Consider the following 13,650-nt stretch of genomic DNA (forward strand, 5'->3'; position numbering starts at 1 on the left):
TGATGAGTTCCAACCACGCCGCCGTACCCTATTACTTTGTGCCGGGGCCTTCGCGCTGGCCCATGCTGGGCGGCGCCAGCCTGCTGCTGACCATGATCGGCGCCTCGGCCTGGGTCAACGACGTCTCCTGGGGCCCGTATGTGAATTACCTGGGCCTGGCCGGCATCCTGCTGGTGCTGTATTTCTGGTTCGGCGACGCCATCAGCGAGTCGGAGCAGGGCCTGTACAGCGAACGCATCGACCACTCCTTCCGCTGGAGCATGAGCTGGTTCATCTTCTCGGAAGTCATGTTCTTCGCCGCCTTCTTCGGCGCCCTGTTCTATGCGCGCAGCATCTCGATGCCCTGGCTGGCCGACCTCGACCACAAATTCATCTGGCCCGATTTCGCCGCCCACTGGGGCAATACGGGCCCGGCCGGCACGGTGCAGGAATTCACCACCATGACGCCGTTCTGGATTCCGACCATTAACACGGCCCTGCTGCTGCTGTCGGGCGTGACCCTGACCATCTCGCACCACGCGCTGCGCGCCGGCCACCGCGGCATGACGGCCCTGTTCCTGTTCGCCACGATCTTGCTGGGCGCCATCTTCATGGGCTTCCAGGTCTACGAATACATCCATGCCTACAGCGAACTGAACTTGAAGCTGACGTCCGGCATCTACGGCGCCACCTTCTTCATGCTGACGGGTTTCCACGGCTTCCACGTGACCCTGGGCGCCATCATGCTGTCCGTTATCCTGTACCGCGTGCTGAAAGGCCACTTCACGCCCGAGCACCACTTCGGCTTCGAAGGCGCCGCCTGGTACTGGCACTTTGTCGACGTCGTCTGGCTGGGCCTGTACGTGGTCGTGTATTGGTTATAATGGCGGGGCAGGGCGCGCGCTATTGAGGGGCGCGCCGTCACCATGAAAAAAGCCGTACCGGGAGATCCCGGGTACGGCTTTTTTCATAGTTTGAAGATTTTGCCAATCAGGCAATGCCTAGCCTAATGGATGCCCGTCGGCTGGATATAGCCGAGCTTGTGCGCCAGCAGGATCAGCAGGAACAGGGTGATCGACAGCCCCACGCGCAGGGCCAGCGCCTGCACGGTGCGGTTGCTCTTGCCCTTGTCGCGCATCAAGAAGAACAGGGCCGAGCCCAGGCTGCCCAGGATCAGGATGAAGGCGATGGCAACGAGGATTTTCATGGATGGTAGCGCCAGGCTTGAGGAGGTTTCATTGTAATGCGTATCCGCTTCCATTTTAGATGGATTCCATTTGTTGTAATGCTGCTACTGGTGGCGCTGGGGCTATCGCTGGCGCAATGGCAGCAGCGCCGCGCCGACGAGAAAATCGCCCGCGCCGCCCGGCTGGAAGCGGGCAACCTGGCCGCGCCCCTGGCCTTGAGCGCCGCGCCCCTGCTGCCGGCCGATGCGCAAGCCATCGAATATCGCAGAATCACCGTCACGGGCCGCTTCGTGCCCGCCTGGACGGTGTACCTGGACAACCGCCCGTACAAGGGCCAGGCCGGCTTCCACGTGCTCACGCCATTCCAGCTCGATGGTTCGACCATGCACGTGCTGGTGGCGCAGGGCTGGTTGCCGCGCAACAATGCCGAGCGCACGCGCATCCCCGATTACAGCACGCCTGCGGGCACGCTCACCATCACCGGCATCGCGCGCCTGAACGCGGGCCATGTGATGGAACTGGGCACGGCGCCTCCGCTGGCGCCGCATGCCATCGTGCAAAATGCCGATATCGGCCAGCTGGCGCAGGCCAGCGGCCTGGCCCTGCAGCCATTGATCCTCGAACAGACAGTTAACCCAGTTGATCCGACAGCGGCGCCAGCGTCCAGCCAGCTTCCCGTGCGCGACTGGCCGGCGCCCGACCTGGGCGCCGACAAGCACCGCGGCTATGCATTCCAGTGGCTCGCCCTGGCACTGATGGCTTTTTTATTTTTTGTCTTTACAGGATTTCGACGTGCAAACAAACAGCCCTGAAACAAACCAAGACAGCATGAGCAAACAGACACAAGGACGGTGGAAACTGCTGGCCGTGGTGGCCGTGTGCGCGTTTCCCATCATCGCCTCGTATTTCACCTACTACATCATCAAGCCGTCGGGCCGCAACAACTATGGCGCCCTGATCGACCCGCGCCTGTACCCGATACCCGAGGCGCAATTGCACGTGACGGAACTCGATGGCAAGGACGCGCCGCTGGCCCAGTTCAAGGGCAAGTGGGTGATGCTGCAAACGGGACCGTCCGATTGCCAGGAAGCGTGCAAGAAGCAATTGTTTGACATGCAACAACTGCGCCTCATGCAGGGCAAGGAACGCGAGCGCCTCGAGCGCGTCTGGCTGGTGACGGATGCGCAGCCGCTCGACACGCTTGTGATGCGCGAATTCGACGGCACCAGCATGCTGCGCGTGAATGGCGACGCGCTGAAAGCGTGGCTGCCGGTGGAATCGGGCGGCAAGAGCAGCGATCACCTGTATCTGATCGACCCGCTGGGCAACCTGATGATGCGCTTCCCGAAGGACGCGGACCCGAACAAGATCAAGAAAGACATCGCCAAGCTGCTCAAAGCTTCGGCGATCGGTTGAGGGGTATCCATGCCGACGATGCATCTTTCCGCGCTGGCCCAGCTGGGCTTGACGGGTCTGCTGGTGGCGCTGTTGCCCTTGACCATGGTCTGGGTATCCGCGGACGCGAATAAATACCGCAAGCTCGTGTGGATCGCCGTCTTTTTGACGGTCGACCTGATCATGTTTGGCGGCTTCACGCGCCTGTCCGATTCCGGCCTCGGCTGTCCCGACTGGCCCGGCTGTTATGGTTCTGCCAATCCCTTCCTGGCGCACGAGCACATCGTGGCCGCGGAAACCCTGATGCCGACGGGCCCCGTGACGGTGGTGAAAGCGTGGATCGAGATGACGCACCGCTACCTGGCCATGGCCATCGGCGTGCTGATCGTGGCGATGATGGTGCAGGCATGGCGCCAGTGGAGGAAGAGCAGGCGCGCGGAATTCGCCCCGGCGCTGCCGACGGCGCTATTCCTGTTTGTGTGCCTGCAGGGCGCGTTCGGCGCCTGGACCGTCACCCTGAAGCTGCAGCCGGTGATCGTCACCATCCATTTGCTGCTGGGCATGGGCTTGCTGGCCATGCTGACGTGGCTGGGCGGACGCCAGGATTACGCCGTGCAACCCTTGCTGCGCGCCGATGCGGATGCGTCCGTGCTGCGCCCCGTGCGCGCGCTGGCCATCGTGTCGCTCGTGCTCCTGACCGTGCAGATCGCGCTGGGCGGCTGGGTGAGCACCAACTACGCCACGCTGGCCTGCACGGATTTCCCCCTGTGCGGCGGGAAAGTCATTCCGGAGATGGATTTCGAGCATGGTTTCCATTTGTGGCGCGAGCTGGGCAAGACGGCCGCCGGCCACTACCTGCCGTTTTCCGCGCTGACGGCCATCCACTGGGTGCACCGCAACTTCGCCTTCATCGTGCTGGCCGGCATCGGCTATACGGTGTGGCGGGCCTGGCGCCTGCCGTCGCTGCGCGGCACGGCGCGCTGGGTCGCCGTGGTGCTGCTCCTGCAGGCGGCCACGGGTCTGGCGACGATTTACCTGAGCTGGCCGCTGTCGATTGCCGTCCTGCATAACGGCGGGGCGGCGCTGCTCGTGTTGTTGCTGACCATGTTAAACTACAAGGCTAAATTCCAACTCGATGTTGCGCGGACTTCCGCTTCCGCCTCCGCGACAGTGCCCTCGGCACCAGCCAGTACTTCCCGTATCGCATAAATGACTACTCAGACCATCAGCCGTAAACCATCCCCCCGCATCGCCCAGTATTGGGCGCTGACCAAGCCCCGCGTGACGCAACTGGCCGTGTTTTGCGCCGTCATCGGCATGTTCCTGGCCAGCGAGGAATTGCCGGACTGGCATGCGGTGGTGTTCGGCACCGTCGGCATCTGGCTGCTGGCCGGTGCCGCCTTTGCCGTCAACTGCCTGGCCGAGCGCGAAATCGATGCGCGCATGGCCCGCACGGCGCGCCGCCCGATGGCCATGGGCGACATCACGGTAAAACAGACGGTAGTGTTCGCGCTGGTGATCGGCGGCCTCGGCATGGCGATCCTGTACCACCTCGTCAATCCGCTGACCATGTGGCTGACCTTTGTCACGTTTGTCGGCTATGCCTTGATCTACACCATGGTGCTGAAACCGGCCACGCCGCAAAATATCGTCATCGGCGGCCTGTCCGGCGCCATGCCGCCCGCGCTGGGCTGGGCCGCCGTCGCCAACGACGTGCCGATGCAGGCGTGGCTGCTGGTGCTGATCATCTTTGTCTGGACGCCGCCGCACTTCTGGGCGCTGGCCATGTACCGCCGCGACGATTACGCGCGCTCGGGCCTGCCCATGCTGCCCGTCACGCACGGCTTGAAATTCACGCAATTCCACGTCTGGCTGTATTCGATCGCGCTGGCCGCCACCACCTTGCTGCCGTATGCCGTGCGCATGAGCGGGCTGATCTACCTGGCCTCGGCCGTCGTGCTGAACGCCGGCTTCCTGTATTACGCGTGGAAGATGTACCGCCACTACACGGACTTGATCGCGCGCAAGGCGTTTACGTATTCCATCATTTACCTGGCGCTGCTGTTCGTGGCGCTGCTGGTCGACCACTACCTTCCCTTCGGCACATGAAAAAATACCTGACCCTGTTGTTGGCGGCCGCGCTGGCCGTCGCCCTGGCCGGCTGCGGCAAACCGGCCGCGACCAAGCTGGAATTCAAGAACACGGACGTGACGGGCCTCGGCTATGCGCGCGAGTTCGCCTTGACGGACCATACGGGCCACCCGCGCACCCTGGCCGACTACAAGGGCAAGCTGGTGCTGATGTTCTTCGGCTACACGCAATGCCCGGACGTCTGCCCCACCACCATGGCCGACATGGCCCAGGTGATGCAGGAAATGGGCCCGCAGGCGGACCAGGTGCAAGTGCTGTTCGTCACCGTCGACCCCGAGCGCGACAAGCAAGCCTTGCTGGCCGAATATGTGCCGGCTTTCGACAAGCGCTTCGTGGGCCTGTATGGCGATGCGGCGGCGACGGCCAAAGTCGCCAAGGAATTCAAGGTGTATTACGCCAAGGTCGAGGGCGAGACGGACGACAGCTATACGGTCGACCACACGGCCGGCACTTATGTGTTCGACCGCGAAGGCAAGATCCGCCTGTTCGTGCGCCACGGCGAGAAGCCTGCCGCCATCGCGCACGATCTTAAACTTCTGCTATCCTGATCCGGTCGCGCCGTTCAGGCGCCATCTTCAGGATTAGCGGTACATGGACAAACGTTTCGAGCCTTACGCCCGCCTGGCGGCCTTCATCTTCCTCCTGATCGGCTGCTTTTTCGTCTTGCGGCCCTTCCTGGCCGCCATGCTGTTTGCCGCCTGCGTGGGCATCTCCAGCTGGCCCCTGTACCTGCTGCTGCTCGAACGCCTGAAAGGCCGGCGCAACTTGGCGGCCGCCATCATGACCCTGTCGCTGGTGCTGGTCATCGTCCTGCCGCTGGCCCTCGTCACCTACAACCTGGCCGACAATGTGTCGCGCATCTATGAACAGTTGCGCGCGGCGCTGGAAACGGGCGGCCTGCATCCGCCGGCCTGGCTGGCCAGCATCCCCGTGGTGGGCGAAACCATCGCTGGCTACGTGGAACGCCTGCTCGCTGACCGCGAGGAACTCTTGAATTTGGGCAAGACCATGCTGGAACCGGCGCGCCATTTCCTCGCCTCGGGCGGCATCCTGCTGGGCACGGGCCTGGCGCAGACCAGCCTGGCCGTGTTCGTCAGCTTCTTCCTCTACCGCGACGGCCAGCAGCTGAGCCGTGCCCTGATGACGGGCGCGGGCCGCATCATCGGCGACAGCGCGCCCGGCGTCGGCCTGACCGTCAGCCGCACCGTGCGCGGCGTCATGTATGGCTTGCTGGGCACGGCGCTGGCGCAGGCGCTGGTGGCCGTGGTGGGCTTTTTGATCGCCGGCGTGCCGGCCGTCGCGCTCCTGGGCGTGGCCACCTTCATCTTTTCGCTGATCCCCGTCGGCCCGCCCCTGATCTGGGGCGGCGCCGCCATCTGGCTGTTCAACGACGGCCAGACGGGCTGGGGCATCTTCATGCTGGTGTGGGGCGCCGTGCTGATCAGCGGCGTGGACAATGTCGTCAAACCCATGCTGATCAGCCGCGGCAGCAGCCTGCCCTTCCTGCTGGTGCTGCTCGGCGTGCTGGGCGGCGTGCTGGCCTTCGGCTTCGTCGGCATCTTCATCGGGCCGACCCTGCTGGCGGTGCTGTACAGCTTGCTGCAAACGTGGACGGTGGGCGAGACCACCGTGCCGCAGGGCAAAGATAAGATTACGCTGAAAAAATAATCAGTCCCTGAGGTCAGCGTCGAGATCGCGTTCCTGCTTCGGGATCACCTTGATGAGCACGATGCGCGGCCCGTTCATCTTCTTGACGACGATGTCGAAGTCGACAAAGGTGATGCGCTGGCCCTGTTTCGGAATGTCGCCCAGCTTGACCATGATCAAGCCGCCCACCGATTCCACGTCGTCCAGCCCCAGTTCCTCGTTTTCGATATCGATGCCGAGGATGCGTTCGAGCGAAAAGATGGGCAGGCTGGCCTTGCCGATCAGGGTGCCGTCGCTCTGCTTGAGCCAGTCGTTTTCATTGCGGCGGAATTCGTCGCGGATTTCGCCGACCATGGCGCCCAGCAGGTTGTCGAGCGTGATGAAACCCAGCGGGCGCTTGCCCTTTTCGCCGATCAGGGCGAAGTGCGGCGCGCCGTCGCGGAAGCGGCGGAACAGTTCCAGCGCCGGCGTGCGCGCGGAAATAATGTCGACGGGGCGCAAAAACGGCGTCAGCGAGGTGATGGGCTTGCCCGCCTGCTGCGCGAAAAACAGGTCCTTCAGGTGCACCACGCCCAGCACGTCGTCTTCGTTGACGTCGAAATACGGATAGCGGCTGAAGCGGTTGCGCAGCACCGTGTCGAGGTTTTCTTCCAGCGTGCTCGAGGCGTGCAGGGCGATCACTTCATTGATCGGGCGCATCAGGTCCGACACCGTCATCTGTTCGAAATCGAGCGACTGCGCCAGGATGTTGCGCTCGTCGCGCGTGAATTTCTCGCCGGGCTGGCTGGTGCGCAGGATCAGTTTCAGTTCCTCGGAGGAGTAGTGGGCGTCGTGGCCGCCCTTGCCGGACAGACCGGCCATGCGCAGCACCCAGTTGGCGCTGGCGTTGAGCAGGTAGATGGCCGGGTACATGGTCCAGTAGAAACCGTAGAGGGGGATGGCGCTCCACAGGCCGACGGCTTCCGGATTGCGGATGGCCATCGACTTCGGCGCCAGTTCGCCCACGACGATGTGCAGGAAGGAAATGACGCTGAAGGCGACGACGAACGAGACGCCGTGGATCAGCTCTTGCGACGTGACGCCGATGGCGCCGAACAGCGGTTCCAGCAGGCCGGCAAACGCCGGTTCGCCGACCCAGCCCAGGCCCAGCGACGCCAGCGTGATGCCGAGCTGGCAGGCGGACAGGTAGGCGTCGAGCTGGCCATGCACCTTGGACAGGATGCGGCCCCGCAGTCCCTGTGTCTTGGCGATGGCGCGGATGCGCGTGCGCCGCAATGTGACGATGCCAAACTCGGCGGCAACAAAAAAACCGTTCAGCGCGACCAGGAAGAGGGCGAGCAGGACTAGCAAGACATTGTGCATGGGGGCGCTGAAGATGGGCTGTAAAAACGTCATCTTAAACGACGAAGGGCGCCATAGCCTAATTTTGCCGCGCGCGCGCCGTGAAAGCGGGCGCGCGGCGCGCTTTGCCAGCCCTGGTCAGCCCTGGGCGGCCGTTTGCGGCCCGCCGCGCATGGCAAAGACCATGATGGCAGAAACGATGGCGGGGATGGCGACGACGAGGAAAATTGTGCTGTTGGGCCAGTTCAGGCGTATCAGCTCGCCACCGAGCACGGGGCCGATGATGGAGCCGATGCGGCCCACGCCCAGGCTCCAGCCGATGCCCGTCGAGCGCAGGGTGGTCGGGTAGTAGCTGGCCGCCAGGGCGTTGACGGCCGGCTGGCCGCCCACCACGCAAAAGCCGGCGATGAAGATCGTGATGAACAGGAAGGCCAGCGAGACGTCGGGACGGCCGATCAGGGCGATGGCGACGGCGGCGACCAAAAAGCACGGCAGCAGGATGCGGCGGAAGCTGGAGCGGTCGATCAGCTGGCCCATGACGAGGGTGCCGATGGTGCCGCCCACTTGCAGGGCCGTGCCGGCCAGCACGGCGTTGGCCGTCGACAGGCCCGCCTCCCTGGCGATCGTCGGCAGCCAGTTCGACAGGAAATACAGGTTCAGCAAGTTCATGAAGTTGATGACCCACAACAAAATCGTCATCTTCGCGCGGCCGCCCGTAAACAATTGCAGCACGGGCGCGCCCTTGTGTTCTTTCTCGTGCACGACGTATTGCGTCTCGGCCGTGATGGTGACGGTGGGGTCGATGCGCTTGAGCCACCTGGCGACTTTATCCAGCTTACGTTTTTTCAGCACCAGGAATTGCATCGACTCCGGCAGCAGGAAGAACATCAGCACGCCGATGAGCAGCGGCACGACGCCGCCCACGTAAAACACGGATTGCCAGCCAAACGCGGGAATCAGCGCGGCCGACAGCAGCCCACCGAGCACGGCGCCCAGGGTAAAGCCGCACGAGACCAGCATCATCAGGGTGACTTTCTTGCGCAGCGGGCTGTATTCGCCGGCCAGCGCCATGGCGTTCGGCATCACGGCGCCCAGGCCCAGGCCGGTAATGAAGCGTATCAGCTGCAATTGCTCGATGGTGGTGGCCAGCGGCGTGACCAGCATGCACAGCGAGAAGAAGATGGTCGAGCCGATCAGCACGGGGCGGCGGCCGAACTTGTCGGCCGTGATGCTGAAGACGAGCGAGCCCACCAGCATGCCCAGCAAGCCGGCGCCAAACACGGGACCGAGGTTGGCCTTGCTCACATGCCAGTCGGCGATGATGGCGGGCGCCACGTAGCCCATCGCCTGCACGTCGAAGCCATCCATGATGACGCACAGCCCGCACAGGATCAGCATGCCGATCTGAAAGGAGCCGATCTTGTTGTTATTGATGAGATCGGGAATATCGATCGTCTTGCCTGCCGTGGACATGGTGCCGCTCCTGTTCTTATGGTGATCGCGCCTTGCCGCCGGGCGGCGGGCGCATGTCTGTCTCAGGTCTCATTACAATCGCTTTTGATTGATTATTCAAACGTTATTTTCGAATGGATTTATCAGGTTTCCTTGTGAATCTTCGGATGACCCTGGATGGCGGCCAGGATCACGTCGAGCGCCGGGTGCATGATCTTGCGTTCGTTGGAAATCACATAGAACTGCTCGCGCAAGGACGAGGCGTCACCGACCAGCACGGCGCCGAACTGCTCCTCGATATCGGCCGCCAGGCTGGCCGGGGCGAAGAACAGGCCCAGGCCCTTGCGGCCGAACGCGTTGAGCATGGCGTTATCCTCGAATTCGCCCACCACGTCGGGGCGCACGCCCTGCTGCACCATCCACTCGTCGATGCGGCCGCGCAAGGCGTTATTGCGCGCCGGCAGCAGGAAGGGCGCGCCCGTCAGGCGCTGCGGGAAGCCGTCGCGGTAGCGCTCGGCCAGCGCCGGCACGCCGAACAGCTTCATCGCGCTTTCGCCCCACAGGTGGCTGGAGACGCGCAGGCTGGCGCCGGCCGGTACGGCGCGGTCCGTCAAGACCAGGTCCAGCTTGTGCAGGGCCAGGTCGGCCAGCAGGGATTCGAATTCATCTTCCAGGCACACCAGCTTGACGGGCTGGTCCAGGCTGCGCGTGGCGTCGAGCATGCGGTAGGCCATCAGTTTCGGCAGCGAGTCGGAAATGCCCACCGTCAAACGCATCTTGTCGACGTCGGCATCGGCCAGCGCATCCTGCATCTGCTCGCCCAGCAGGAAGATCTGGTCCGCATAGCCGAGCGCCAGGCGGCCCGCTTCCGTCGGCACCAGGCGCCGTCCCTGCGGCTGCAGCAGCGAGCGGCCCAGTTCCTTTTCCAGCAGCGCCAGCTGGGTGCTGATGGTTTGCACGGCCAGGCCCAGGCGTTCAGCCGCGCGCGTCACGCCGCCTTCCTTGGCGACGACCCAAAAGAAATACAAATGGCGGTAATTGAAACCGGTAGTTTTCATCGCGACCTCCAATCTTCTGTTTTTACGAAGTAATACTTCCATTATCTTCTATTTTTAAATGTGTCACACGTCCCTATACTACGTTCCATTGAATTTGCATAAAGGGGAACTATCGATGAAACATTTCAGAGTGTCATTTCTAGTGACATTTATCTGCCTGGGTATTTCCGCCTGGTGGGGTTACACGCACGGCGGCGTGCAAACCATGCTGGCGGCGCTCGGTATCGCGGTGATCCTGGGCGTGATGGAAGTCTCGCTGTCGTTCGACAACGCGGTGGTCAACGCCTCGGTGCTGAAGAATTGGGACAAGTTCTGGCAAGGACTGTTCCTGGGCGTCGGCATCATCATCGCCGTCTTCGGCATGCGTCTGGTGTTCCCGCTGGTCATCGTGGCGCAGGCGGCCGACCTGGGGCTGATGGAAGTATGGAATCTGGCACTGAGCAATCCTGAACAGTATTCGATGCACCTGACGAATCACCATGCGGAAGTGGCGGCCTTCGGCGGCATCTTCCTGCTGCTGGTGTTCCTGAACTTCCTGCTGGACGCGGAGAAGGAAACGCACTGGCTGGGCCGTATTGAAGAGAAACTGGGCGCGCTGGGCAAGATCTCGTCGATTTCCGTGATGGTGGCCCTGGGCACCCTGATGGCCAGCCTGAGCATGATCGAAGAAGGCCAGAAACTGGTGGTCTTGACGGCCGGCCTGTGGGGTATTTTGACCTACGTGGGCGTCGATGTGGTCAGCGGCTTGCTGGAAGGCGATAACGGCGACGGCAACGTGGGCGACATCGTCAAGCGCGGCGGTATTGGCGGCTTCCTGTACCTGGAAGTGCTCGACGCTTCGTTCAGCTTTGACGGTGTGATCGGCGCATTCGCCATCACCAAGGATGTCGTGATCATCATGCTGGGCCTGGCCATTGGCGCGATGTTCGTGCGCTCGATGACGGTGTTCCTGGTGCGCAAGGGCACGCTCGACGAGTTCGTTTATCTGGAGCACGGCGCGCACTATGCGATCGGCATCCTGGCCGTGATCATGTTGGTCAGCATGAAGTTCCACATTCCCGAGATCTTCACGGGTCTGATCGGGGTGGCCTTCATTCTCGCCTCGCTGTGGTCGTCGATCCGCTACAAGCGCAGGATGGCCTTGCTGGAAGGCGATGACGACAAGCAGCCTGCGCTCGAAGCGAAGGCAGTGTAAGGAATACGCGGCAAACGCCACACCCGTTTGCCAGCGTGATGCAGCAAGCGCCGCCTTTGGTCCGGGGAGTCGGGCCGGAGGGGGCGCCAGGTGTTAGCAAGTAGTGAGCAATTATTCGCTGGACTTTTATTTCACATAGGAGAAATACATCATGGCAATCAGTCTGCAAAAAGGCGGCAACGTCAACCTGAGCAAGGAAGCTCCCGGCATTTCGAAGATGATCATCGGCCTGGGCTGGGATGCGCGCGCCACCGATGGCGCCGCGTTCGACATCGACGGTTCCGTCTTCCTGTTGAAGGCCGACGGCAAGGTACGCGCCGACGTCGACATGATTTTCTACAACAACCTGAAATCGAGCGACGGTTCCGTCACCCACTCGGGCGACAACACCACGGGCGCCGGCGATGGCGACGATGAAACCGTCGTCGTCGACCTGGCCACGGTGCCAGCCGAGATCGACAAGATCGCCGTCTGCGTGACGATTCACGATGCCGAAGCGCGCAAGCAAAACTTTGGTATGGTATCGAAGGCGTATGTGCGTTGCGTCAATGCCAACGGCAACACGGAAATCGCCCGCTTCGACCTGTCGGAAGACGGTTCCGCGGAAACGGCCATGGTCTTCGGTGAAATCTACCGCAACGGCGCCGATTGGAAATTCAAGGCCATCGGCCAGGGCTACAAGGGCGGCCTGGGCCCCCTGGCAGCCTCGTTCGGCGTCGGCGTGTAAGGTCGCCACACCAAACCTGCTGCGCGGTGCGCCTTGCGGCCGGCGATGCGCGCTGTACTCAACTACAGCGCTGCTTCTCAGCCACAAATCACATCCGCTCGCCATGGTTTTGTGCGGCACCATGATTTTGTAGTCAAAGCGGCCCGCTCAGTGGGCCGCCCCATCATTATCTCGTTGAGGAAGGAACAGATATGCCAGTTTTCAATATTACCGGGGACGTCGATCCCTTCCTGCATGTGTCGCTTGCCAAGGGCGAGAAGATTTATTGCGAATCCGACGCGATGGTGATGATGGAAACCAATCTTGAGCTGAAAGGCAAGATGACTGGCGGCATCGGCGCCGCGTTGATGCGCACCTTTGCCAACGGCGAATCGTTCTTTCAGCAGCATATCGAGGCTTTGCGCGGCGATGGCGACTGTCTGCTGTCGCCCACCTTGCCCGGCGCGATGCGGGTGCTCGAGGTGGGCGCCCAACAATACATGATCAGCGACGGCGCCTTCGTGGCGGCCAGTGCTGGCGTGGAATTGAAGGTGCGCACGCAAAGCCTTGGCAATGCGCTGTTTGCCCAGAGCGGTGGCTTTTTCATCACCGAGACGGCAGGCAGCGGCCAGTTGGCGGTCTCCGGTTTTGGCGCGATGTCGGAACTGGAAGTGACGCCTGGCAAGGACGTGGTGATCGATAACTCGCACGTCGTGTGCTGGGACAACCGCCTGCAATACGAGATTTCCATGACGACCGGCAGCAGCGGCGGCTTTCTGGGTAACCTGATCAACAGCCAGACCAGCGGCGAGGGCATGGTATTGAAGTTTTCAGGCACGGGAAAAATCCTCGTGTGCTCGCGCAACCGCGCGGCCTTCCTCGCCTGGACCCAAAGCAAGCCGGCGTAATCAAGCAGTAACTAACCCAACAGGAGCTATGCGTATGTCTGTCAATTTGAGCAAGGGCCAGAAGATTTCTCTGGACAAAGAAGCTGGTACCACCCTGACCCGTATCACCATGGGCCTGGGCTGGGATGCGGCCAAGACCAAGGGTTTCCTCGGTTTCGGTTCGAAGACGGAAGCCGTCGACCTGGACGCCTCGTGCGTCATGTTCGATGAAAACAAGAGCACGTCCGACATCGTCTGGTTCCGCCAGCTGAAAAGCAAGGACGGCAGCATCGTCCACACGGGCGACAACCGCACGGGCGCGGGCGATGGCGACGATGAACAGATCAATGTCGATCTGTCGAAAGTGCCGGCGAACGTGAAAAGCCTGGTCTTCACCGTCAACAGCTTTACGGGCCAGAACTTCTCGCAGGTGGAAAACGCCTATTGCCGCATCTTGAATGCCAGCAATAACCAGGAAGTCGCGCGTTTCAACCTGTCTGTGCAAGGTTCCCACACGGCACAGATCATGGCCAAGCTGTACCGCCATAACGGCGAATGGAAGATGCACGCCATCGGAGAAAACGGCAACGGTCGCACGTTTGACGACCTCATGCCCCAGATTTCCGTGCATCTATAAGGAGCAGTACGCAGC

At 62.2% G+C, this 13,650-nt stretch carries 15 protein-coding genes; 11 read left to right on the top strand and 4 right to left on the bottom strand.

The annotated features are described in order from the left end of the window. Positions 1–2: 2 nt before the first annotated feature. Positions 3–863, top strand: a complete 861-nt coding sequence (locus tag O0880_RS26505; RefSeq protein ID WP_071325327.1) for a cytochrome c oxidase subunit 3 — start codon at positions 3–5, stop codon at positions 861–863. Positions 864–985: 122 nt separating this feature from the next. On the opposite strand, the gene O0880_RS26510 is transcribed toward O0880_RS26505, so the two are convergent. Then, on the bottom strand, positions 986–1,186 hold the full coding sequence (locus O0880_RS26510) for a twin transmembrane helix small protein (RefSeq protein ID WP_034748996.1): 201 nt from the start codon (positions 1,184–1,186) through the stop codon (positions 986–988). Between the two features lie 78 nt (positions 1,187–1,264). Between O0880_RS26510 and O0880_RS26515 the strand changes: the two genes are divergently transcribed. From O0880_RS26515 to O0880_RS26540, 6 genes are read left to right on the top strand one after another with little or no spacing between them, the layout of a single operon-like run. Further along, the gene (locus O0880_RS26515) at positions 1,265–1,978 is read left to right on the top strand and encodes an SURF1 family protein (protein WP_354669908.1); all 714 of its coding nucleotides are present in this window, start codon (positions 1,265–1,267) and stop codon (positions 1,976–1,978) included. 16 nt (positions 1,979–1,994) lie between these two features. Then, positions 1,995–2,582: a cytochrome C oxidase subunit I gene (locus tag O0880_RS26520; protein WP_289889466.1), complete on the top strand. Its 588-nt coding sequence runs from the start codon at positions 1,995–1,997 to the stop codon at positions 2,580–2,582. A gap of 18 nt (positions 2,583–2,600) precedes the next feature. Beyond that, positions 2,601–3,770, top strand: coding sequence for a COX15/CtaA family protein (locus tag O0880_RS26525; RefSeq protein ID WP_071326700.1), 1,170 nt, complete (start codon positions 2,601–2,603; stop codon positions 3,768–3,770). After that, entirely contained in the window at positions 3,771–4,670 is a 900-nt protein-coding gene (cyoE, locus tag O0880_RS26530) for a heme o synthase (RefSeq protein ID WP_289889467.1), read from the top strand. Beyond that, entirely contained in the window at positions 4,667–5,260 is a 594-nt protein-coding gene (locus O0880_RS26535) for an SCO family protein (RefSeq protein WP_071325323.1), read from the top strand. Before cyoE ends, O0880_RS26535 begins: the two co-directional genes overlap by 4 nt. A gap of 43 nt (positions 5,261–5,303) precedes the next feature. After that, positions 5,304–6,380 carry an AI-2E family transporter gene (locus O0880_RS26540; protein ID WP_071325322.1) on the top strand — a complete coding sequence of 359 codons (1,077 nt, stop codon included), beginning with the start codon at positions 5,304–5,306 and terminating at the stop codon, positions 6,378–6,380. On the opposite strand, the gene O0880_RS26545 is transcribed toward O0880_RS26540, so the two are convergent. From O0880_RS26545 to nhaR, 3 genes are all read right to left on the bottom strand, one after another. Next, positions 6,381–7,721: a hemolysin family protein gene (locus O0880_RS26545; protein ID WP_071326699.1), complete on the bottom strand. Its 1,341-nt coding sequence runs from the start codon at positions 7,719–7,721 to the stop codon at positions 6,381–6,383. Between the two features lie 117 nt (positions 7,722–7,838). Then, entirely contained in the window at positions 7,839–9,173 is a 1,335-nt protein-coding gene (locus O0880_RS26550; RefSeq protein ID WP_289889468.1) for an MFS transporter, read from the bottom strand. Between the two features lie 122 nt (positions 9,174–9,295). Further along, a complete protein-coding gene (gene nhaR, locus O0880_RS26555) occupies positions 9,296–10,210 on the bottom strand; it encodes a transcriptional activator NhaR (RefSeq protein WP_071325320.1) in 915 nt (304 codons plus the stop codon). Positions 10,211–10,325: 115 nt separating this feature from the next. On the opposite strand from nhaR, the gene O0880_RS26560 reads away from it, so the two are divergent. The 4 genes from O0880_RS26560 to O0880_RS26575 all read left to right on the top strand — a co-directional run bounded on the left by O0880_RS26560 (position 10,326) and on the right by O0880_RS26575 (position 13,635). Then, complete coding sequence (locus O0880_RS26560; protein WP_289889469.1) at positions 10,326–11,405, top strand: DUF475 domain-containing protein; 1,080 nt, start codon at positions 10,326–10,328, stop codon at positions 11,403–11,405. Positions 11,406–11,556: 151 nt separating this feature from the next. After that, complete coding sequence (locus O0880_RS26565) at positions 11,557–12,132, top strand: TerD family protein (RefSeq protein WP_071325318.1); 576 nt, start codon at positions 11,557–11,559, stop codon at positions 12,130–12,132. 191 nt (positions 12,133–12,323) lie between these two features. Further along, complete coding sequence (locus O0880_RS26570) at positions 12,324–13,019, top strand: TIGR00266 family protein (RefSeq protein ID WP_071325317.1); 696 nt, start codon at positions 12,324–12,326, stop codon at positions 13,017–13,019. A gap of 34 nt (positions 13,020–13,053) precedes the next feature. Then, entirely contained in the window at positions 13,054–13,635 is a 582-nt protein-coding gene (locus O0880_RS26575) for a TerD family protein (RefSeq protein ID WP_034784902.1), read from the top strand. Positions 13,636–13,650: the final 15 nt, after the last annotated feature.

It is taken from the genome of Janthinobacterium sp. SUN118 (assembly GCF_030397695.1).
Classification (GTDB): Bacteria; Pseudomonadota; Gammaproteobacteria; order Burkholderiales; family Burkholderiaceae_D; genus Janthinobacterium.

What these genes read in the sequence shown, in the direction of transcription:
- O0880_RS26520 (WP_289889466.1), top strand. Translation starts at nt 1,995, where the DNA reads ATGAGCAAACAGACACAAGGACGGTGGAAACTGCTGGCCGTGGTGGCC.
- O0880_RS26515 (WP_354669908.1), top strand. Translation starts at nt 1,265, where the DNA reads ATGCTGCTACTGGTGGCGCTGGGGCTATCGCTGGCGCAATGGCAGCAG.
- O0880_RS26550 (WP_289889468.1), bottom strand. Translation starts at nt 9,173, where the DNA reads ATGTCCACGGCAGGCAAGACGATCGATATTCCCGATCTCATCAATAAC.
- O0880_RS26540 (WP_071325322.1), top strand. Translation starts at nt 5,304, where the DNA reads ATGGACAAACGTTTCGAGCCTTACGCCCGCCTGGCGGCCTTCATCTTC.
- O0880_RS26505 (WP_071325327.1), top strand. Translation starts at nt 3, where the DNA reads ATGAGTTCCAACCACGCCGCCGTACCCTATTACTTTGTGCCGGGGCCT.
- O0880_RS26570 (WP_071325317.1), top strand. Translation starts at nt 12,324, where the DNA reads ATGCCAGTTTTCAATATTACCGGGGACGTCGATCCCTTCCTGCATGTG.
- O0880_RS26575 (WP_034784902.1), top strand. Translation starts at nt 13,054, where the DNA reads ATGTCTGTCAATTTGAGCAAGGGCCAGAAGATTTCTCTGGACAAAGAA.
- O0880_RS26560 (WP_289889469.1), top strand. Translation starts at nt 10,326, where the DNA reads ATGAAACATTTCAGAGTGTCATTTCTAGTGACATTTATCTGCCTGGGT.
- O0880_RS26535 (WP_071325323.1), top strand. Translation starts at nt 4,667, where the DNA reads ATGAAAAAATACCTGACCCTGTTGTTGGCGGCCGCGCTGGCCGTCGCC.
- O0880_RS26545 (WP_071326699.1), bottom strand. Translation starts at nt 7,721, where the DNA reads ATGCACAATGTCTTGCTAGTCCTGCTCGCCCTCTTCCTGGTCGCGCTG.
- nhaR (WP_071325320.1), bottom strand. Translation starts at nt 10,210, where the DNA reads ATGAAAACTACCGGTTTCAATTACCGCCATTTGTATTTCTTTTGGGTC.
- O0880_RS26510 (WP_034748996.1), bottom strand. Translation starts at nt 1,186, where the DNA reads ATGAAAATCCTCGTTGCCATCGCCTTCATCCTGATCCTGGGCAGCCTG.
- O0880_RS26565 (WP_071325318.1), top strand. Translation starts at nt 11,557, where the DNA reads ATGGCAATCAGTCTGCAAAAAGGCGGCAACGTCAACCTGAGCAAGGAA.
- O0880_RS26525 (WP_071326700.1), top strand. Translation starts at nt 2,601, where the DNA reads ATGCATCTTTCCGCGCTGGCCCAGCTGGGCTTGACGGGTCTGCTGGTG.
- cyoE (WP_289889467.1), top strand. Translation starts at nt 3,771, where the DNA reads ATGACTACTCAGACCATCAGCCGTAAACCATCCCCCCGCATCGCCCAG.